General features: G+C 71.1%; 19 protein-coding genes. 13 read left to right on the forward strand and 6 right to left on the reverse strand.

The window, feature by feature from the left end; genetic code table 11:
* Nucleotides 1-2 precede the first annotated feature (2 nt).
* The 3 genes from mtlA to Mam01_RS00325 all read right to left on the reverse strand — a co-directional run bounded on the left by mtlA (nucleotide 3) and on the right by Mam01_RS00325 (nucleotide 3,030).
* On the reverse strand, nucleotides 3-1,151 hold the full coding sequence (gene mtlA, locus Mam01_RS00315) for a mannitol-specific PTS transporter subunit IIC (protein ID WP_204283227.1): 1,149 nt from the start codon (nucleotides 1,149-1,151) through the stop codon (nucleotides 3-5).
* Between the two features lie 179 nt (nucleotides 1,152-1,330).
* A complete protein-coding gene (gene pfkB / locus Mam01_RS00320) occupies nucleotides 1,331-2,272 on the reverse strand; it encodes a 1-phosphofructokinase (protein WP_204283229.1) in 942 nt (313 codons plus the stop codon).
* Nucleotides 2,269-3,030, reverse strand: coding sequence for a DeoR/GlpR family DNA-binding transcription regulator (locus Mam01_RS00325; RefSeq protein WP_204283231.1), 762 nt, complete (start codon nucleotides 3,028-3,030; stop codon nucleotides 2,269-2,271). Before Mam01_RS00325 ends, pfkB begins: the two co-directional genes overlap by 4 nt.
* 213 nt (nucleotides 3,031-3,243) lie before the next feature.
* On the opposite strand from Mam01_RS00325, the gene sigJ reads away from it, so the two are divergent.
* Genes sigJ through qcrB form a run of 3 tightly spaced genes read left to right on the forward strand, consistent with a single transcriptional unit; the run spans nucleotide 3,244 to nucleotide 7,127 of the window.
* Nucleotides 3,244-4,227, forward strand: coding sequence for an RNA polymerase sigma factor SigJ (gene sigJ / locus Mam01_RS00330; protein ID WP_204283233.1), 984 nt, complete (start codon nucleotides 3,244-3,246; stop codon nucleotides 4,225-4,227).
* Nucleotides 4,228-4,254: 27 nt separating this feature from the next.
* Nucleotides 4,255-5,469 carry a cytochrome bc1 complex Rieske iron-sulfur subunit gene (gene qcrA, locus Mam01_RS00335; RefSeq protein WP_204283234.1) on the forward strand — a complete coding sequence of 405 codons (1,215 nt, stop codon included), beginning with the start codon at nucleotides 4,255-4,257 and terminating at the stop codon, nucleotides 5,467-5,469.
* Nucleotides 5,466-7,127, forward strand: coding sequence for a cytochrome bc1 complex cytochrome b subunit (gene qcrB / locus Mam01_RS00340; RefSeq protein ID WP_204283236.1), 1,662 nt, complete (start codon nucleotides 5,466-5,468; stop codon nucleotides 7,125-7,127). The genes qcrA and qcrB overlap by 4 nt, the downstream gene beginning before the upstream one ends.
* Nucleotides 7,128-7,210: 83 nt before the next feature.
* Here the strand turns inward: qcrB and Mam01_RS00345 are convergent, their stop codons facing one another.
* A complete protein-coding gene (locus Mam01_RS00345; RefSeq protein ID WP_204283237.1) occupies nucleotides 7,211-7,756 on the reverse strand; it encodes a hypothetical protein in 546 nt (181 codons plus the stop codon).
* Between the two features lie 458 nt (nucleotides 7,757-8,214).
* On the opposite strand from Mam01_RS00345, the gene Mam01_RS00350 reads away from it, so the two are divergent.
* The gene (locus tag Mam01_RS00350) at nucleotides 8,215-8,742 is read left to right on the forward strand and encodes a sigma factor-like helix-turn-helix DNA-binding protein (protein WP_150939077.1); all 528 of its coding nucleotides are present in this window, start codon (nucleotides 8,215-8,217) and stop codon (nucleotides 8,740-8,742) included.
* Between the two features lie 122 nt (nucleotides 8,743-8,864).
* Here Mam01_RS00350 and Mam01_RS00355 read toward each other — a convergent pair whose 3' ends face one another.
* Entirely contained in the window at nucleotides 8,865-9,260 is a 396-nt protein-coding gene (locus Mam01_RS00355; RefSeq protein ID WP_191910417.1) for a VOC family protein, read from the reverse strand.
* 25 nt (nucleotides 9,261-9,285) lie between these two features.
* Nucleotides 9,286-10,230, reverse strand: a complete 945-nt coding sequence (locus Mam01_RS00360; RefSeq protein WP_204283238.1) for a sigma-70 family RNA polymerase sigma factor — start codon at nucleotides 10,228-10,230, stop codon at nucleotides 9,286-9,288.
* Between the two features lie 610 nt (nucleotides 10,231-10,840).
* Here Mam01_RS00360 and Mam01_RS00365 point away from each other — a divergent pair.
* From Mam01_RS00365 to Mam01_RS00405, 9 genes are all read left to right on the forward strand, one after another.
* Nucleotides 10,841-11,938: a ParB/RepB/Spo0J family partition protein gene (locus Mam01_RS00365; RefSeq protein WP_204283239.1), complete on the forward strand. Its 1,098-nt coding sequence runs from the start codon at nucleotides 10,841-10,843 to the stop codon at nucleotides 11,936-11,938.
* A gap of 82 nt (nucleotides 11,939-12,020) precedes the next feature.
* Nucleotides 12,021-12,509 carry a PhzA/PhzB family protein gene (locus Mam01_RS00370; protein WP_204283240.1) on the forward strand — a complete coding sequence of 163 codons (489 nt, stop codon included), beginning with the start codon at nucleotides 12,021-12,023 and terminating at the stop codon, nucleotides 12,507-12,509.
* A gap of 121 nt (nucleotides 12,510-12,630) precedes the next feature.
* Nucleotides 12,631-13,803 carry a 3-deoxy-7-phosphoheptulonate synthase gene (locus tag Mam01_RS00375; RefSeq protein WP_204283241.1) on the forward strand — a complete coding sequence of 391 codons (1,173 nt, stop codon included), beginning with the start codon at nucleotides 12,631-12,633 and terminating at the stop codon, nucleotides 13,801-13,803.
* A gap of 26 nt (nucleotides 13,804-13,829) precedes the next feature.
* Entirely contained in the window at nucleotides 13,830-14,453 is a 624-nt protein-coding gene (locus Mam01_RS00380) for an isochorismatase family protein (RefSeq protein WP_204283242.1), read from the forward strand.
* Entirely contained in the window at nucleotides 14,450-16,351 is a 1,902-nt protein-coding gene (locus Mam01_RS00385; protein ID WP_239100909.1) for an anthranilate synthase family protein, read from the forward strand. The genes Mam01_RS00380 and Mam01_RS00385 overlap by 4 nt, the downstream gene beginning before the upstream one ends.
* Nucleotides 16,348-17,217, forward strand: coding sequence for a PhzF family phenazine biosynthesis protein (locus Mam01_RS00390; RefSeq protein ID WP_275408871.1), 870 nt, complete (start codon nucleotides 16,348-16,350; stop codon nucleotides 17,215-17,217). The genes Mam01_RS00385 and Mam01_RS00390 overlap by 4 nt, the downstream gene beginning before the upstream one ends.
* Before the next feature lie 106 nt (nucleotides 17,218-17,323).
* Nucleotides 17,324-17,959 carry a phenazine biosynthesis FMN-dependent oxidase PhzG gene (gene phzG / locus Mam01_RS00395; protein ID WP_204283243.1) on the forward strand — a complete coding sequence of 212 codons (636 nt, stop codon included), beginning with the start codon at nucleotides 17,324-17,326 and terminating at the stop codon, nucleotides 17,957-17,959.
* A 41-nt stretch (nucleotides 17,960-18,000) separates the two neighbouring features.
* Complete coding sequence (locus Mam01_RS00400) at nucleotides 18,001-19,671, forward strand: flavin-containing monooxygenase (RefSeq protein ID WP_239100910.1); 1,671 nt, start codon at nucleotides 18,001-18,003, stop codon at nucleotides 19,669-19,671.
* Between the two features lie 205 nt (nucleotides 19,672-19,876).
* Complete coding sequence (locus Mam01_RS00405; RefSeq protein ID WP_204283245.1) at nucleotides 19,877-20,203, forward strand: antibiotic biosynthesis monooxygenase family protein; 327 nt, start codon at nucleotides 19,877-19,879, stop codon at nucleotides 20,201-20,203.
* Nucleotides 20,204-20,333: the final 130 nt, after the last annotated feature.

The raw sequence follows: 20,333 nt of genomic DNA on the forward strand, positions 1-20,333 counted from the left end.
TTCTACGCCTCCTTGGTGGCGGGCACGCTCTCGGCCGCCGTCTCGCTGCTGCTTGGGTCGTGCTTCTCGGTGCTCGTGCCGTCGATGTCGTCCGCCTGGTCGCCGTTGGCGCGGCCGAAGCCCAGCAGGGCGGCGGCCACGGCGAAGGAGACGGCCGTCGCGATCACGATCCCGGCGATCACCCCGAACCAGCCGCCCTTCGGGGTCACCGCCATGTAGGCGAAGATGCTGCCCGGCGACGGTGTCGCGACCAGGCCCGCCCCGGTGACCAGGAAGGTGAGCACACCCGAGGCGCCACCGGCGATCACCGCGAGGATCAGGCGCGGCTTCATCAGCACGTACGGGAAGTAGATCTCGTGGATGCCGCCGAAGAAGTGGATGATCATGGCGGCCGGGGTGCTCGGACGCAGGGACCTCGGGCCGAACAGCAGGTAGGCGATCAGCAGGCCAAGGCCCGGGCCGGGGTTGGACTCCAGCATGAACAGGATCGACTTGCCGTGCTTGACCGACTCCGCGACGCCCAGCGGCCCGAGCACGCCGTGGTTGATCGCGTTGTTGAGGAACAGCACCTTGGCCGGCTCGATGATGACCGACGCGATCGGCAGGAGCGAGTGGGAGACGAGCCACGACACGCCGTCACCCGCGACCTCGGTGACCTTCTCCACGACCGGGCCGATGGCGAGCACGCCGGCGATCGCCATGACCGCGCCGACGATGCCGGCGGTGAAGTTGTCGACCAGCATCTCGAAGCCGGCCCGGGTCCGCTCGGCGGTGAACCGGTCGGCGTACTTGAGGACCAGCGCGGCCAGGGGGCCGATGACCATCGCGCCGAGGAACATCGGGACGTCCGCCCCGACGACGACGCCCATCGTCGCGACGGCGCCGACGACCGCGCCGCGCTGGGCGTGGACCATCCGCCCGCCGGTGTAGCCGATGAGCACGGGGAGGAGGGTGCCGATGATCGGGCCGACCAGCTCGGCGAGGGTCTTGTTCGGTATCCACCCGGTCGGGATGAACAGGGCGGTGATGAGGCCCCAGGCGATGAAGGCGCCGATGTTCGGCATGATCATCCCGGCGAGATGGCCGCCGAAACGCTGGATCGTGGCCCGCACACCGGTGCCGTGGACGGTGGGGGTATAAGGCGTGGCCATGGAAAGGCTCCTTCCGGGCGACCGGCCTGGCGGGCCGGCTGGGGGTTCTCGGGTCGCCGCCGTCCCCGGGCAGGCGGGCGAAGAGAGTGGATCAGCAGGGGGAGAGCGAGCGGAGCGGGCGGGTCGGCAGGGTCGATTCAGCGGGCCGATTCAGTAGGCGCGGGGTTCGGTGGGCGCGGTCAGTAGGGGGAGAGCGGCCGGGCCGGGTCGGGTGGGCCGATCCGGACGTGGGTGCGATCGATGTCGGCCGGGCCGGGCATCCGGCTGCCGGGCAGGCCCACGGCCGCCCCGGCCCAGGCGAGGCCCTCGGCGAGGGCCGTCCCGCCGCGGGCCCCGGCGGCGAGGAAGCCCGCCAGCAGCGCGTCGCCCGCGCCCACGCTGCTGCGCGGCTCCTCGACCGCGCATTCGCCGTACCAGACCCGGTCGTCGTCCTCGACCAGCAGCGCGCCGTCGGCGCCGAGGCTGGTCAGGACGGATCGCGCGCCCATCGCGCGCAGCTTGCCGACGGCGTCGAGCACGTCGCCGACATGGGCGATCGACGTGCCGGTGGCCTCGGCGAGCTCGTCGCGGTTGGGCTTGACCAGGGCCGGGCCGGCGTTCACGGCGGACACGAGGGCGGGACCGCTGGTGTCGACCGCGAGGTTGATACCGGCGTCGGCGAAGCGGCGGCCCAGCCCGGCGTACACGTCGACCGGGACGCCCGGCGGGAGGCTGCCCGAGGCGACCACCCAGTCGGCCGACCGGGCGGCGTCGAGCACCGCGCCCGCCAGCGTGTCCAGCTCGGCGGGGGTCAGCGCGGTGCCCGGCTCGTTCACCTTGGTGACGGTGCCGTCCGGCTCGGCGATGGCGACGTTCGACCTGGTGGGGCCTTCGACCGGCACGGGGACCATGTCGATGCCCTCCTCGGAGAGCAGGTCGAGGAGTCGGCGCCCCTCGCTGCCGCCGTACGGGATGACCGCGCACGACCGCACGTCGTTGGCCAGCAGGGCGCGGGAGACGTTGACGCCCTTGCCGCCGGGGTCGAGGTGGGTGGCGGCGGCGCGGATGACCGCGCCGCGGGTGAGCGCGCCGACCTCGATCGTGCGGTCGAGGCTGGGGTTCAGGGTCAGCGTGAGGATCACGCGCGCACCACCTCCGGCCCGGCGGCGGCCAGCGCGGCGGCGAGGTCGGGGTCGATCCCGGCGTCGGTGATGACGACGTCGATCTCGCGGAGCGTCGCGAAGCGCGCCAGGTAGGTGGCGGAGAACTTCGTGTGGTCGGCCAGCAGGACGGCGCGGTCGGCGCAGGCGATCATCGCTCGTTTGATCGCCGCCTCGGCCGGGTCGGGGGTCGTCAGGCCCTTGGCCACCGAGCAGCCGTTGGTCGCCATGAAGGCGACGTCCACGTTGAGCTGCGCCAACTGCTGGATGGCCCAGTCCTCCACGGTCGCCAGCGTCCGGCCGCGCACCCGGCCGCCCAGCATGAGCACGGTCAGGTTGGGGCGGCTCGCCAGCATCGTGGCCAGTGGGGGCGAGTTCACGACGACGGTGAGCTCGCGGTCCGGCGGCAGCGCCTGCACGAGCCGGCTCGTCGTGGAGCCCGCGTCGAGGACCACGGCGCCGTCCTGCGGAAGCTCGGCCAGGGCGGCTTTGGCGATGCGTTCCTTCTCGGCCGTCATCACCTCGTCCCTGGCGGCCAGGGCGGGCTCGAACCCCAGGCGCTCGACCGGGATGGCGCCGCCGTGCACGCGCCGCAGGACGCCCGCGCGCTCCAGGGCGGTCAGGTCGCGGCGGATCGTCTCCGTGGTGACGCCGAACCGCTCGGCCAGCGTCACCACGTCGACCCGGCCGGCGTCCCGGGCCGCCCGCAGGATGTCCTGCTGCCGCTCCTCGGCGTACATCGTGTTGGTTCACCGCCGTTTCGATGTTGTTTCGTATGTGTTTATACCTGGCTGTGTTGGAAGGTCAAGAGTGGCGCAGATCACGAAAAGGGCAATACGCGGGAAGTCCCCCTGCGTGGCGGCCTCTCCGGCGGTCTCGCGCCCCGTGCCGCCCGTGTCACGTCTCGTGCCTCCGGCGCGTCTCTATAGGGGAGGCGGAGACAAGGAGGCCAGATGCCCGCGGTGACCGAGGGGCAGCCCGCACCGGTCGCCAGTTTCGAGAGCAGCCGTGAGCTGCTCTTCGGGGTGGCGTACCGGGTGCTGGGCAGCGTGAGCGACGCCGAGGACGTCGTCCAGGAGGCGTGGCTGCGGTGGGACCGCGTCGACCACGCCAGGATCGCCGACCCCCGGTCCTTCCTCGTCCAGGTCACGACGAGGCTCGCCCTCGACCGGCTGCGGTGGGCGAAGGCCCGCAGGGAGGCGTACGTCGGGCAGTGGCTGCCCGAGCCGCTGCCGACCGCGCCCGCGATCGAGGACGGCGCGGAGATCGCCGACTCGGTCTCCGTGGCCATGCTCGTGGTGATGGAGACTCTCTCCCCGCTGGAGCGGGTCGTGTTCGTGCTCCGCGAGGCGTTCGAGTTCTCCTTCGCCGACATCGCGGTGATGGTCGGCCGGTCCGAGGCCGCGGTCCGGCAGCTCGCCCGTCGCGCCCGCTCGCACGTGCGGGAGCGGCGGCCCCGGTTCCGGCAGGACCGCGACGTCCGCAGGCGGGTGACGGAGCGCTTCCTGGCCGCCTGCCTGGGCGGCGACCTGCGGGCGCTGCTCGACCTGCTCGCCCCCGAGGTCACCTTGTGCATCGACGGGAACGGCCGCCGCGGCGTGGCCAGGAACCGGGTCGAGGGCGCGGAGAAGGTCGGTCGCCTGCTCGTCCGCGGCCTGCGCAGGGTCCTGCGCCCGGACGGCGCCGCGGTCGCCGCCACCGGCGACGCCCGTGACGACATCGGGGACGACATCGGGAGCGGATCCGTCGTGGACGTCAACGGCGGGCCCGCGGCGCTCATCACCGCGGGGGACGAGCCGATCGCGGTGATCGTGGTCGACGTCGACCTCGCCGCCGACCGCGTCACGCGCATCTGGATCATCGCCAACCAGGACAAGCTCGGGGGCGTCGAGGGCCGGCGACCCGGAAGACCCAGGCCCGTCCGCGCCGCGGGCTGACGGGCCGCGAGAGAAGCGACTTTCGTCATGACGGACAACGAGCACGAGACCGGACGCCCGGACGGGCGGCCTGAGGGGCGCCCGGAGCGGCGGACGCCCGCCCGTGTCATCGGCACCCCCTCGACCGAGGCTCCTTTATCCGGCACACCCTTGTCCGGCACGCCCATGTCCGGGCGTCCGGGCGCGGCGGACGAGGGCCCGGACTTCAAGGGGCCGGTCTTCGAGGACCCGGACTTTCCCGCCGTCCCCGGCGTCGCGGGCGTCGTTCCGCAGGACGAACGGACGGCCCGCAGGGCGGAGCGGATCGCGGCGCTGTGCTTCCTGCTCGCGTTCGCCGCGCTCGTGGCCTTCCTCGTGACCTACGTCCGGCTCCAGACCGGCGGGCTGAGCGCGACGGGCGCCTCGCACGTCGCCCTCGGCGGGACGCTGACGCTGGCGCTGCTGGCGCTGGCCTCGGGGATCGTGATCTGGGTGCGCCAGATCATGCCGAAGTACGAACTGGTCCAGCGGCGCCACCCCATGGCCTCACCCGAGGACGTGCGGGCCGAGGTCGCGGCCACGTTCGTGCGCGGCGCCGGGGAGAGCGGCATCGGCAGGCACCGGCTGCTGCGCCGCACGCTGCTGCTCGCGGCGGCGCCGCTGGGCCTGGCGCCGCTGGTGCTGCTGCGCGACCTCGACACCACCGGCGTGCCCGCCGCACAGCTCCACCGGAAGCTGCGGCACACGGTCTGGGGGGAGCGGACCAGGGACGGCAAGCCGCTGCGCCTCGTCGTCGAGGGCACCGGCCAGCCGATCCGCGCGGCCGACTTCAACTCGCCCGGAGGCATCCTGTCGGTCGTCCCCCAGGGCTACGAGCACGACCTGAACGTCCTCGCCAAGGCGACGGTGATCCTCGTCAAGTTCCGTCCGGAGGAGCTGAAAGCCGGCACTAACCGGAACTGGACCCACGACGGGATCGTCGCCTACTCCAAGATCTGCACGCACGTGGGCTGCCCCGCGGCGCTGTACGAGCAGACCACCCACCACATCCTGTGCCCGTGTCACCAGTCCACCTTCGACGCCGCCGACGGGGCCAGGGTCGTGTTCGGCCCCGCCGCCCGGCCGCTGCCGCAGTTGCCGGTCGGCGTCGACGAGGAGGGCTACCTCGTCGCACGCGGCGACTTCGCCGCCCCGGTCGGTCCCAGCTACTGGGAGCGCGGCGACGCGGAGGCGCGGGCCAGGGAGAACGGAGGCCACCTTTGAGTGAACTGAGAACCGTGCCCGAACGCATCGCCGGGCCGGCCACCTTCCTGGACGACCGCCTGGGCGCGGGCGGCTTCGCGAGACGCAACCTGCGCAAGATCTTCCCCGACCACTGGTCGTTCCTTCTCGGCGAGATCGCGCTGTACTCGTTCGTCATCCTGCTGCTTACGGGCACCTTCCTGACGTTCTGGTTCAAGCCGAGCATGGGGGAGATCGTCTACGACGGCACGTACGCCCCGCTCAAGGGGGTGACGATGTCCGAGGCGTACGCGTCCTCCCTGAAGATCAGCTTCGAGGTCCGGGGCGGCCTGCTCATCCGGCAGATCCATCACTGGGCCGCCCTGATCTTCATCGGCGGCATGATGGCGCACGCCCTGCGGGTCTTCTTCACCGGCGCCTACCGCAAGCCGCGCGAGCTCAACTGGATCATCGGAGTGGTGATCCTCTCCGTCGCGCTGTTCGAGGGCCTGACCGGCTACTCCCTGCCCGACGACCTGCTGTCCGGCGCCGGCCTCCGGGTCACCCAGGGGGTGGTCATCGGCCTGCCGGTGGTCGGCACCTACCTCAACTTCTTCCTGTTCGGGAGCGAGTATCCGGGCGAGGACGTCATCTCCCGCTTCTACTCGATCCACATCCTGCTCCTGCCCGGCCTGATCCTGGCGCTGGTCACCGCGCACCTGATCCTGATGTGGGTGCAGAAGCACACGCAGTTCCCCGGCAAGGGACGCACCAACCGCAACGTGGTCGGCGCGCCCTTCTACCCGGCCTTCATGGCGAAGTCGGGGGCGTTCTTCCTGTTCACGTTCGCCGTGATCGCCGGTCTCGGCACGTTCGCGCAGATCAACCCCGTCTGGTTGTACGGGCCGTACAGCCCCGCCGACATCTCGGCCGGCTCGCAGCCCGACTTCTACCTGGCCTTCCTCGAAGGGGCGCTGCGCATCATGCCCGCCTGGGAGCTCAACATCTTCGGCACCTCCCAGGCCGGCACGATCCCGCTCAGCGTGGTCATCCCCGCGCTGGTGCCGCTGGGGATCATCGTCGTCGGGATGGCGCTCTACCCGTTCCTGGAACGATGGATCACCGGTGACCACCGCGAGCACCACCTCGCGGACCGGCCGCGCGACAACCCGCACCGCACCTCGATCGGCATGGCGGCCATCGCGTTCTACGGCGTGCTGTGGCTGTTCGGCGGCAACGACATCATCTCCGCGAACTTCCGCGTCAGCCTCTACACGACGACCTGGGCCGGACGGATCCTCGTGTTCGTCGCGCCCGTGCTGGCGTACGCGATCACCTACCGCATCTGCCTGGGGCTGCAGCGCTCCGACGTCGCGGTGCTCACGCACGGCGTGGAGTCGGGGGTGATCAAACGGCTGCCGGACGGCAGGTACGTCGAGGTCCACTCGCGGCCGGCGGAGGACATCGAGGCGCACCTGCGCGGCCGGGAGCCGGTGCCGGTGCTGCCGTACGACGAGGCCGTGCCTCCCAAGGGCATGCGCGGGCCGATCGGCAGGCTGCGCCTGCGGATGTCCAGGGCGTACGGAGGGGAGAAGATCCCGATCGCGAACGGCGGCCCGCACGGCGAGAACGGTCAGGCCGCGCTCCCGGCGGGCGCGTCCCCGGACGCTCTTCCGGAGGACCGTGCGCTGACGCGCTGACCTGTCGTGAGCGCCGATGTGGTCCGGGCCGATTCGGCCCGGACCACATCCGGCTGCTCAGTGGCCCTGTTCGATGGTCCTGTTCAGCGATCCCGCTGCTCCGGCACCGGCCACCGCGACTCCGGCGGGTCGGCCGGGCGGATCTCGGTGAACAGCTTGAGCGTCACCGGCCGCAGCCGCTGCCACGCCTCGGCCGGCCAGCGCAGGCTCACCGAGGGGAACACGGTCTCCAGCACGATCTTGAGGTAGGAGCGGCCGGTGCCGGCGACCGGGACCTCCGTGCACAGGGCGGACACGGTCGCGGAGGTCTCCCGCCTGCCGAGCCGAAGCCGGGCGTTCCCCATGACCTCGTTGGGGGCGTGGCCGGTCTCGAGGTCCACCGACTCCCAGAAGAGCACGGGGGCCTCGTCCTCCTGCAGCCACGACGGATAGACCGGCAACGGCAGCTGCAGCGTGAAGCCCGCCAGCAGCCCGGGAGGGCTCAGATAGAAGGAACCGTGGAAACAGGGCAGTTCGTGCAGGAGCCGAGGCCCCTTCGACGTCGTCATCGACAGCGTTCCCTCGCTGGCGTCCATGGCGATCCGCCATGCGCTCGGATCGGCGTGGGACGCGTCCGGGACGAAGACCATCAGTTGTTCACCTCGCTGTGCGGCAGGGAGGCGGCACGGTGGCGAGCGGAGGGGTTCCGCCGATTCGTGCCGCCAAAAGAATGACGTATCCCGGGGGCCGGAACGTGACATCCGCATTGCGGCGGCAATTCGCCGCGCGTTCGCGTGTCACATTCCGCGAGTCGCGTTCGTCTTAATGAGAAAGAGGCGGTCCGGCGTGCCCGCGGGCACCGCCGGGGCCGTCGGCAAAGGGGCGCCGGCGAAGAGAAGCCGAGCAAAGGAGAGGGGAGGAATTCTGGGCGTGGCGGTTCCGCCGGTGTAAATTGCGGGCGATGAGGAAAATCGTCGAATCGGGCGTCGCCGGGGCTTGCGGCGCCGCGCGTACTGGTGTCCGGCAGGGCGGGCGACGGGCGGCGACGTACGGCTGGCGGCCCGGTGGGCGGCGTCCGGAGATCGGACCACGACTACGAGGAGAGCGCATGGAGCGTCATCCGGATGGGCCGGCCGGAGCGGACCACGCGTTCCAGGCGTTCGAGGAACACGCCGCTCTGCTCCACGCGGTGGCGCGCAGCGTGCTCGGCGACGGCGGGGAGGCCGCGCGCGTGGTCGAGGAGACCCGGACCCGCTGGCTGGCCCGTCAGGGCGACCGGCCGGCGGGATTCCCGAACGCGCTCATCGGACTGGTCACCGTGCTGGCGCTGACGCGCCTGCGCGTCGCGCAGGCCAACGGCGAGGAGCACATCGGCCCCTGGCTGCCGGAGCCGCTGCGGGGCGAGCCCGATCTGCAACTGGCCGAGTCGGTCTCGGCGGCCCTGGCGGCCGTCCTCGGCATGCTGGACCAGGACGAGCGGACGGTGTTCCTGCTGCACCACGGCTTCGGGCTCGCGCACACCGACATCGCCGCCGTCACCGGGCTCACGGAGGAGGCGGTGGACGTGATCGACGCCAGGGCCAGAGCGCGGGTGCGCTGCGAGGTGCGCCCTGTCCGGCGGAACGACGGTGGCTGATCCGCACAGCGGAGGGGGCGGGGTGTGCAACTGAGGAAAACCCGCAGTTACCACCCGCGCCCGTACCATTCCGCACCTGGTATCACCACCTGGTACCACGCCGCACCTGGTACCGCCCGCGGTCAGTGGCCTCGCTGCGTCAGCCCGTACAGGTTGCCGTCGTGGCCGCGGATCTGCGCCCACCGGCCCCCCTCCCGCCACGGGGTGGCCTGCGGCGCCACGACGATCTCCACGCCCCGCCCCCGCAGGTCCCGGCAGGTGGCGTCGACGTCGTCGCAGTCGAACCAGCCGTGGGTCATCCGTCCGGCGCGGGCCTCCAGCGCCTCCAGGATCTCGGGCTCGACGGCGGCGAGGGCCACACAGGTCTGCGCGCCCGGCGGGCGCACCTCCACCCAGCGGCGCCCCTCGCCCTGGGGGACGTCCGCCGCGAGCTCGAAGCCCAGCGTCCCGGTGAGGAACTCCAGGGTCCTGCTCTGGTCGCTGACGTAGAGCACGGCGAGCCGTGGATTCACGATCACGATGCCTCCCGGCGGTCGTCGGGCGTCACGCGCTCTGCACCGAGAACTGGCGCCGTACGGACGGTTCGGCCACCGCCGCCGCGCAGTCGGCGAGCCCGAGCCGGACCTCCTTGAGGCGCGCGGGGTCACCGATGACGTCGATGGACGCGATGCGGTCACCGGAGAAGGCGAACTCGATGACGAGCTGGAGGCGTCCGTGCGGAGCGACCACCGCCCCCACGGCGCCGTTGACGAGAGCGGGCCAGGCGAAGCGCGCCCTGCGGATGTTGGTGCGCGTCTCCTCGGCGACCGCGCGTGCGCCCCGCATCTCCGCCTGCGCCCTGACCTGCCCGCGCAGGGCGACGGCGTCGGCCCGGCGTACGACGTCGGGGGCCAGCACCGCGAGCAGGGCGTCGATGTCGCCGGCCCGGGAGGCGGCCAGGAAGGCGTCCACCACCACACGCTGCCTGACCAGGTCGGAGGAGGGGACGTCGGCCGTGTCGTGCACCCGGCGGCGGGCGCGGCTGGCCAGCTTCTTCGCGGCCGCCGGCGTGCGTTCCACGATCACGGCGATCTCGTCGAACGGCACGGCGAACAGGTCGTGCAGCACGAAGGCGGCGCGCTCGGCCGGGCCGAGCGTGTCGAGGACCACGAGCAGCGCGAGACCGACGGAGTCGGCGAGCACCGCCTCGTCCGCCGGGTCGGCGGTCTCCTCGTGGGGGGCCAGCATGTCGAGCTCGGTCAGGTCGGCGAAGTCCTCACGCCGGCGGCTGCGCGAGCGCAGCATGTCGAGACAGACCCGCCCGGTGATCGTCGTGAGCCAGGCGGTCAGGTTGTCGACGGAGGCGGAGTCGGCACGGCAGGCGCGCAGCCAGGTCTCCTGCACCGCGTCGTCGGCCTCGTCCGCGCTGCCCAGCATGCGGAACGCGACTCCGCGCAGATGCCCGCGGGATCGGTCGAAGTGCTCGGCCAATTGGGCCTGGTCGTTCATCGGTCACCTTTCACCGTCGCGGTTCGTCGTATAGGTGGGGAGATGGAGAACGCACGTTTGACAAGGAGACGTCGGTGCCCGTACTGATTATTGTTGCCGGTTCGCCTGAACCAACGTGACGGGGAGGGGCACCCAGGGTGACCTCTCCGGCTGTGAAGCGCACCGGCCGGTTGCCGCCCGAGGTGCATCCTATCCTCGCATCGACCGCTCATACTTTCGCGCCATGCCGAAAATCGAGAACGATGTCCGAAATCGGTGGCCGGTGAGTCGCTTAAAGCTGTGCACCAGGGGCCGGCCGGGTTGCCCGGGGCCCCGTGCCCGGTTCTCCGGGCGCCTATCGAAACGGTCGTCCCTTAAGGCAGGTACGGTTCCGTGACGCTGGTCATGCCGTGCTGTGCATTTCGTTATATGTCGTGATTGTGATACCTCGACGAATTTCCATGGTCCCGTCGCCGTGGGCGGGCAGACCGATATCCAAATTATGGATGACTTGTCATGAATGTGCCCGTTCTGCTCTGGTATGGCAATCATCCGAACCATAAGCTGAGCGCAGTTGAGCTCCTGTGAAGAATTCGCCCCTGCCCCTGTTCCTTCATAGGAAGGCCCCGCAGTGACACTTCACACCGCAGCCGACACCGATCGCGAACTTGGCACTCGCCTCCCCGACCTGGCGGATCTGCGCCACCTGCCGTGGGAGATCGTGTCCGTCCGCGATCTCGCGTCCTCGCTGTCGCCGCGGAAGCAACGTGAGGACCCGGCGCACGTCCGGATGCTCGCGGAGATGGATCGCGCGCTCGATCCCCTCCTCGTGCACCGGCCGACGATGCGGGTCATCGACGGCATGCACCGGTTGCGCGCCGCCGTGCTGAAGGGCAGGAACGAGATCGCCGTCCGGTTCTTCGACGGAAGCGAGGCCGACGCGTTCGTCCTGTCGGTCCGGCTGAACGTCGGCCACGGACTGCCGCTGACGCTCGACGAACGGAAGGAGGCGGCCGGGCGGATCATCGCCTCCCATCCGCACTGGTCCGACCGGATGGTGGCCGAGAACGCGGGACTGAGCGCCAAGACCGTCGGCGGCCTGCGCCGGCGGCTCGGCGGGCAGGTCCAGTTCAGCCGCGTCGGCAGGGACGGGAAATCCCGGCCGATCAGCAGCGTCGAGGGGCGTCGCAGCGCGGCCGCCCTGCTGGCGGCCAACTCGGAGATCTCCCTCCGCGAGCTGTCCAGGAAGACCGGGCTCTCGCTGGGGACCGTCCGGGACGTACGCGAGCGACTCGACCGCGGGCAGGATCCGATCCCGGACCGGTTGCGCGCGCGGGAGGAGACCGGCGGCGGGGCGGCGCAGGCCCAGGACGGGACGCCGTCGCCGCGCACCGGGGTCGTCCGGCGAGCGGCGCAGTCCTCCCGTCGCCCCCACGTGGAGAGCCGGCGCAGGGGCGAGCCGAGGCCGCCGGGATGCCCGGCGGGGGAGGCGGTCGAAACGGCGTCCGTGCTGCGCAAGCTCGCGCGGGACCCGTCTCTGCGGGCGACCGAGTCCGGGCGGCTGCTGCTGCGGATGCTCCTGGCGACGGAGGTGGGCCCGGCCCAGTGGAAGGAGATCGCCGAGGCGGTCCCGCCCCATTGCATGCCGCTCGTCCGCGCCGTCGTGCTCAGGAGATCCGAGGAATGGGAACGCCTGGCGAACCTGGTGCGGGGCGGTTTTCCGGGGTGACCGGAAATCGACGGAGGTGCTTCTGCGGATAAGGCACAGGGTGAAATATCACCATTAATCGTCATTCGTTGGAGGGTTCATCGTGTCAGAGACGACTCACTTTCCGGGAAGCGACGCGGAGACCGAACTCCGGAAAATCAACCGGGCGACGGTCGAGCAGTACATGAACACCAGAGGCGAGGATCGGCTGCGGCGGCACCTGCTGTTCACCGAGGACGGCGTCGGCGGCCTCTGGACCAACGACACCGGGGAGCCGATCGCGATCCGCGGGCGTGACCGCCTCGGCGAGCACGCCGTCTGGTCGCTGAAGTGCTTCCCCGACTGGGTCTGGTTCAACATCCAGATCTTCGAGACGGACGACCCGAACTTCTTCTGGGTGGAGTGCGACGGCGAGGGCGCCATCCGCTTCCCCGGCTACCCCGAAGGCCACTACCGGAACCACTTCCTGCACTCCTTCCAGCTGGAGAACGGGAAGATCAAGCTGCAGCGCGAGTTCATGAACCCGTTCGAGCAGCTGCGCGCGCTGAACATCCCCGTGCCCGAGATCAGGCGTGAGGGAATCCCCACCTAGGTCACATCCGCCGCTTGATCGTCAGCGGCCGCAAGGCAACCCCCCAGCCGTCCCCGGCCGGGCGACGACGACGGCGCCGAGAGCGCCTCGCCCCCCCAGTCTCAACCCCCCATGGAGAACCGTGGATGACGTGATGCCCGCCATCCGGCTGAGCGCCGCGCTGCAGCAGCCGGAGTGGAGCGATGTCTCGCAGGTCCAGCGCGTCAAGGAAGTGCTCGCCTCCCGCCCCTCGCTCGTCAGGCCGGCGGACGTACGCGCCCTGCGTGCCCTCCTGGCGGAGGTCGCCGCAGGAAACTCCCTGGTCGTGCAGTCCGGCGACTGTGCGGAGAACCCCGAGGAGTGCACGCCCGAGCACGTGAGCCGCAAGTCCGCGGCCCTCGACGTGCTGGCCGGCGCGCTCAAGATGATCACGCACAAACCCGTGCTGAGGGCTGGCCGCATCGGCGGCCAGTTCTGCAAGCCGCGCTCGAGCTCCACCGAGAAGATCGGCGACCTCACCCTCCCGGCGTACCGGGGGCACATGGTCAACGGCCCCGAGCCGACCGCCGAGAGCAGGCAGCCCGACCCGCTGCGGATCCTCACCGGATACATGGCGGCCAGCGACATCATGGAGCACCTCGGCTGGCGCGGACCGTCCGCCCGGTCCCCGATAGACCCGCCCGTGTGGACCAGCCACGAGGCGCTCCTGCTCGACTACGAGGTTCCCATGCTCCGCAGGGACGCGTCAGGGAGGCTGATCCTCGGCTCCACGCACTGGCCCTGGATCGGCGAGCGGACGCGGCAGGTGGACGGCGCGCACGTCGCCCTGCTGGCGGAGGTCGCCAACCCGGTCGCCTGCAAGGTGGGCCCGAAGATGAGCAAGGACGAACTGCTCGGCCTGTGCGAGCGGCTCGACCCCGAACGCGAGCCCGGCAGGCTCACCCTCATCTCCCGGATGGGTGCCGACCAGGTCGCCTACGCCCTGCCGCCGCTCGTCGAGACCGTGAGATCCGCCGGACACCCCGTCATCTGGCTCTGCGACCCCATGCACGGCAACACCCGGGTCACCCCGTCGGGTCACAAGACCCGTCTGGTGCCGGCCCTGCAGCAGGAGGTCCGCGACTTCGTCACCGCGGTCGAGAGCGCGGACGGCGTCCCCGGCGGCCTCCATCTGGAGACCACACCCGACGACGTGACCGAATGCGTCGCCGACGAGAGCGGCTTCGCCCAGGTGGGCGACCGCTACACCAGCTTCTGTGACCCCCGGCTGACCCTCTGGCAGGCGGTCTCGGTCATCTCCGCCTGGGGCGGTTGACGCGAGAGCTACCAGAAAGGACTTCCATGTCCGGCATACCCGCAATCCCGGCCTACCCCTTTCCGGCGGCGGGCGACCTGCCTCCCAACGCCGCCGGATGGACGCCCGACCCCGCTCGTGCCGTGCTCCTGATCCACGACATGCAGCGCTACTTCGTCCGGCCGTTCGCCGACTCGACCAGGCACGAACTCGTACGGAACGTCGCGCTGCTGCGGGACCGGAGCGCGGCGCTCGGCGTTCCCGTCGGCTACACCGCGCAGCCCGGCGACATGAGCGAGGAGCAGCGCGGACTGCTCAAGGACTTCTGGGGGCCCGGCATGCGCCGCGCCCCCGAGGACCGGCTCGTCGTCGACGAGCTCGCCCCCGCCCCCGGCGACTGGATGTTCACCAAGCTGCGCTACAGCGCGTTCTTCCGGTCCGACCTGCTGGAGCGCATGCGGCGGGCCGGCCGCGACCAGCTCGTGGTCTGCGGGGTGTACGCCCACGTCGGGGTGTTGATGACGGCGGTCGACGCCTTCACCAACGACCTGCAGACCTTCCTGGTCGCCGACGCCGTCGCCGACTTCACCGCCGACTACCACCGCATGGCCGTCGAGTACGCGGCCGAGAGGTGCGCGGTCGTCCTGACGGCCAAGGAGGTCTTCTCGTGAGCGGCCCGCGGAGTGACACCGGCACCGGGGGAGGCGGCCTGCTCGACGCCGTGCTGGACCTCCGGGCGCCGGCCTTCGCGCTGCTGCACCGGCCCGAGGCGAACGGGCCGGGCCTGCTGGACGTCCTCGTCGGCGAGGTCGCCCACCTGAGCGAACTCGGGGACATCCCGCTGCCCGGACAGGAGGAGCCGGAGGCGGCAAACCGCCACCACGCGCTCGTCGTCGTTCCCTACCGGCAGGTCCGCGAGCGGGGCTTCGCCTGCGCCGACGACGGCGCCCCGCTCATCGCGATGACGGTGACCCGGCAGGGCGTCCTGCCGGTAGGCGAGGCCTTGGAACAGATCCCCGACCTGCCCTTCGCGGTCTCCGGCGGGCACTTCGACGTGGACGACGACGACTACGCCGAGATCGTCCGCAGGGTCGTCAAGGAGGCGATCGGCGAGGGGGAGGGCGCGAACTTCGTCATCAAGCGGTCCTTCGTCGCCGACATCGGGAACTACACGCCCCGCTCCGCCCTCGCGTTCTTCCGGCGCCTGCTGGAGGTCGAGTCGGGCGCGTACTGGACCTTCGTGGTCCACACCGGCGAGCGGACGTTCGTGGGCGCCACCCCGGAACGGCACGTGACGCTGCGGGACGGCGTCGCGACCATGAACCCGATCAGCGGCACGTACCGGTATCCGGCGTCCGGCCCCTCCCTGGACGGGGTGATGGACTTCCTCGCCGACCGCAAGGAGTCCGACGAGCTCTACATGGTCCTCGACGAGGAACTCAAGATGATGACGCGGATCTGCGAGCCGGGCGTCCGCGTGACGGGCCCGCGGCTCAAGGAGATGGCGCGGCTCGCGCACACCGAGTACTTCATCGAGGGCGACACCGGCTGGGACGTGCGCGACATCCTCCGCGAGACCATGTTCGCCCCGACCGTGACCGGCAGCCCGGTGGAGAACGCCTGCCGGGTGATCGACCGGCACGAGCCGCACGGCCGGGGCTACTACAGCGGAGTCGTCGCCCTGATCGGGCGCGACGAGGCGGGCCGGCAGACCCTCGACTCCTCCATCCTCATCCGGACCGCCGACATCGACCACACCGGCCGGGCGCGCATCGGCGTCGGCGCCACGCTCGTACGCCATTCGGACCCGATGTCGGAGGTGGCGGAGACCCGGGCGAAGACCGCCGGGCTGCTCGCGGCGCTCGACACCGGCGACAGCGGCCGGCTCAGGACCCGCCCGGAGGTCCGCGAGGCGCTGGAGCGGCGCAACGCGAACATCGCCGGCTTCTGGCTGGGCAGGCGCGGCGGCGGCACGGCCGCCCTGCCGCGGCTGGCCGGGGTGCGGGCACTGGTGATCGACGCCGAGGACACCTTCACCTCGATGCTGGACCACCAGATGCGCAGCCTGGGCATGGCGGTCACCGTGCGCCGCCACGACGAGACGCCGTCGCTGGACGGGTACGACCTCGTGGTGCTGGGGCCCGGCCCCGGCGACCCCCGCGACGCCGCCCACCCCAAGATCGCTTACCTGGGGGCCGCCGCGGACGCGCTCCTGTCCGGGCGGCGCCCGTTCCTCGCCGTCTGCCTGAGCCACCAGGTCCTCTCCACCCGGCTCGGGTTCCCGTTGCAGCGCCGCGACGTGCCCAACCAGGGGCTGCAGAAGGAGATCAGCCTCTTCGGCGCGCGGGAGCGCGTCGGGTTCTACAACACGTTCGCCGCGCGCGCCGAGGCGGACCACGCCGAGATCGACGGCCTCGGCACGGTGGAGATCTGCCGTGATCCGGTGACCGGCGAGGTGCACGCGCTGCGCGGCCCCCGTTTCGCCTCGATCCAGTTCCACGCCGAGTCGGTGCTCACCGAGAACGGCCCCCGCATCCTGGGCTCTCTGATGGAAGGCCTGCTGTCATGACGATGACCGGCCACTCCGTGCTGGAAGGCGCGCGTCCGTACGTGGTCGTCGACGCGTTCACCGACACGCCGCTGCAGGGCAACCCGGTCGCGGTCTTCTTCGAGGCCGAGGACCTCTCCGGCGAGCGCATGCAGCGCATCGCCAGGGAGATGAACCTCTCGGAGGTGACCTTCGTCCTCCCGCCCCGGCAGGGGGGCGACGCCCGCATCCGCATCTTCACGCCGGTGAACGAGCTGCCCTTCGCCGGGCATCCGCTCCTCGGCACCGCCATCGCGCTGGGCGAGGGACGCAGGGAGGACCGGCTCCGGCTGGAGACGGCGATGGGAGTCATCGCCTTCGACCTGGAGCGGGTGGACGGGAGGGTCGTCGCCGCGGAGATGGGGCAGCCCGTCCCGACCTGGACGGAGTTCGACCGTGCCGGAGAACTCCTCGCCGCGCTCGGCCTGACCTCCTCCACGCTGCCCGTCGTGATCTACCACAACGGTCCCCGGCACGTCTTCGTCGGGCTGGAGAGCATCGCCGCGCTGTCCCGGGTCGACCCCGACCAGCGCGCGCTGGCCGCCTTCCCCGACATGGCGACCAACTGCTTCGCCGGTTCCGGCCCGACCTGGCGGAGCCGGATGTTCTCGCCCGCCTACGGCGTGGCCGAGGACGCCGCCACGGGGTCGGCGGCCGGCCCGCTGGCCGTCCACCTCGCCCGGCACGGGCGGATCGGGTTCGGGCGGTGGATCGACATCCACCAGGGCGTCGAGATGGGCCGTCCCTCGCTGATGCGGGCCCGCGCCGACGGCGCCCCGGAAGCCGTCACGTCCGTACGGGTCGGCGGTTCGGCCGTGACCGTCGCCCGCGGCGTGATCTACGCCTGAACGGCGAGCACCCACCGGCGGACCGGCCGGCCCGGCCGGCCGGTCCGCACCCCGTCATCGCACGCGGCCAGGGCCGCCCGTACCCCCACACCGCCCGGAGGCGACAGTGAGCAGCAGGTTCGAGAGTCTGACCGGCGCCATCGACCCGGCGTTCCCCGAGTACGACATGCCCCCGGCCGAGCCGATGGACCTGGCGCGGCAGTGGATCGCCTCGGCGGTCGAGGAGGGGGTGCGCGAGCCGCTCGCCCTCTCCCTCGCGACCGCCGACCGCGGCGGCCGCGCCTCCTCCCGCATGGTCGCCGTCATCGACGTCTCCGACCGGGGCCTGGTCTTCACCAGCCACAGCACCAGCCGGAAGGGCCGGGAGATCGCCGAGACCGGCTGGGGGTCGGGCCTGCTCTACTGGCGCGAGACCGCGCAGCAGCTGATCTTCTCCGGTCCCGTGGTCATGCTGCCCGAGCCCGAGGCGGAACGGCTGTGGAACGCGCGGCCGGTGCCGCTGCACGCGATGTCGGCGGTCTCGCGGCAGAGCGAACCGCTGGAGGACGTCGCCGGGCTGAGGGCGGAGGCCGAGCGCCTCGCGTCGTACGCGACCCCCCTGCCCCGCCCGGCGCGGTTCGCCGGATACCGCCTGGAGCCCGCCGCCGTGGAGTTCTGGTCGGCGGACGCCGACCGGCTGCACCGGCGGCTGCGTTACGACCGGGATCCCTCCGGTTGGCACATCTCACGGCTGCAGCCGTGACCCCCTCCCCACAGGGACAGGAAACACGAAGGAGTGCGACCTTGACCGACTCGATAACGACCGGCCCTCTGGCGACCGGTGCGAGTACGACCGATCCGAGCACGACCGACTTCGACGCGATCGTCGTCGGCGCCGGCTTCGCCGGCATCTACACGCTGCACAAGCTCCGCAACGAGCTCGGCCTGCGGGCGCGGGCCTTCGACCGCGCCGGGGGCGTGGGCGGCACGTGGTACTGGAACCGCTACCCCGGCGCCATGTCGGACGTCGAGGGCTTCGTCTACCGCTACTCCTTCGACAAGGAGATGCTCCAGGAGTGGAACTGGACCACCAAGTACACCCCGCAGCGTGAGCTCCTCGCCTACCTGGAGGCGGTCGTCGCCAAGCACGGGCTGGGCGAGCACATCCAGCTCAACACCGGCGTCGAGAGCGCGGTGTTCGACGAGTCCCGCGGTGTCTGGACGATCGGCACCGACACCGGCGAGACCTTCACCACGCGGTACGTCGTCACCGCGCTCGGCCCGCTGTCGACGGCGAACATCCCCGACATCGAGGGCCGCGAGCGCTTCCAGGGCAGGATCGTCCACACCGGCGCCTGGCCCGACGACCTGACCATCGACGGCAAGCGCGTCGGCGTCGTCGGCACGGGCTCCACCGGCACCCAGTTCGTCTGCGCCGCCGCCAAGGTGGCCGAGCATCTGACGGTGTTCCAGCGTTCGGCGCAGTACTGCGTCCCGTCCGGCCACGGCCCGGTCACCGAGGAGTACGTCGCGGAGGTGCGGGCGGACTACGACCGCATCTGGGACCAGGTGCGCGGCTCCCGCGTCGCCTGCGGGTTCGAGGAGAGCGACGTCCCCGCGATGAGCGTCTCCGAGGAGGAGCGCCGGCGCGTGTTCCAGGAGTACTGGGACAAGGGGAACGGCTTCCGCTTCATGTTCGGCACGTTCTCCGACATCGCGACCGATCCGGCGGCCAACGAGGCCGCCGCGGAGTTCATCCGGTCGAAGATCCGGGAGATCGTGAAGGACCCGGAGACGGCGCGCAAGCTGACGCCGACCGACCTCTACGCCAAGCGCCCCATCTGCAACCCCGACTACTACGAGAACTTCAACCGCCCCAACGTCACGCTGGTCAGCGTCAAGGAGAACCCGATCAGGGAGATCACCCCCAGGGGGGTGCGCACCGAGGACGGCGTGGAGCACGAACTCGACGTCCTGGTCTTCGCGACGGGCTTCGACGCCGTGGACGGCAGCTACAAGCGGATGGACATCCGCGGCCGGGGCGGCGTGACGATCCGGGAGCACTGGGAGGACGGCCCCACCGGCTACCTCGGTGTCGCCACCAACGGCTTCCCCAACCTGTTCATGGTCCTCGGGCCGAACAGCGCCTTCAGCAACCTCCCGCCGGGCATCGAGACCCAGGTCGAGTGGATCGCCGGCCTGATCCGCACGGCGGAGGAGAACGGCACGACCGTGGTCGAGGCCACCGCGAGCGCCGAGGACGCCTGGACCGAGACCTGCCGGGAACTCGCGGCGTACACGCTCTTCCCCAAGGTCGCCTCGTGGATCTTCGGCGCCAACATCCCCGGCAAGAAGAACACGGTCATGTTCTACTTCGCGGGCCTGGGGTCGTACCGGGCCAAGCTGAGCGAGGTGGCGGAGGCGGGATACGAGGGATTCGACCTGCAGGCCAGTCCCTCGCTGACGCCGGCCTGAGCCCGCGCGGGGGCGTGCCCCGCGCCCACATCTGAGCGTCCGGACGGCCGGGAGGGCCGTCCGGACCTTCCGCGTCCGCTTGAGATAAGCGGCATTTCCTGCTCCGCGGACGACATATTCGGTGAGGCGTTCTCGTGTTCGAGGCCCGCGATTGTTTAACAAAGACGCTTGACTCTAATGGTTCTTAGTCGGATACGATGAAGTCATGACTGAGACCGTGATTCGCGTCGACGACCAAGTCGCCACCTTCATCAACGTCTTCGATGTCGACCCCTCGAAGCAGCAGGAACTAATCGCCATTCTGAACGAGGGCACCGAGAAGGTCATGCAGCACCGGCCCGGCTTCATCTCGGTGAACATTCTCGCCAGCGCGGACGGCAGCCGCGTCGTGAACCTCGCCCAGTGGCGCAGTGTCGACGACATCAAGGCGACCATGGGCGACCCCGAGGCGCAGGCCATCGCGAAGCGGACGGCGGAGATCGCCAAGGCTGCTCCGCAGCCCTACAAGGTCATCTCCGTCCATCACGCCTGACCTGACCAGCCAGTCCGCGGCAACCCACAAGCGGGTCCGGGCCCCGATGCGACACACTCCGTCCGCCTCTCGGCATCGGCGGACGGACGTCGCCCGCGCATCCCCCAGAGCGGGCCGTGTCCGGGGCCCG

Source organism: Microbispora amethystogenes (assembly GCF_016863015.1).
Classification (GTDB): domain Bacteria; phylum Actinomycetota; class Actinomycetes; order Streptosporangiales; family Streptosporangiaceae; genus Microbispora; species Microbispora amethystogenes.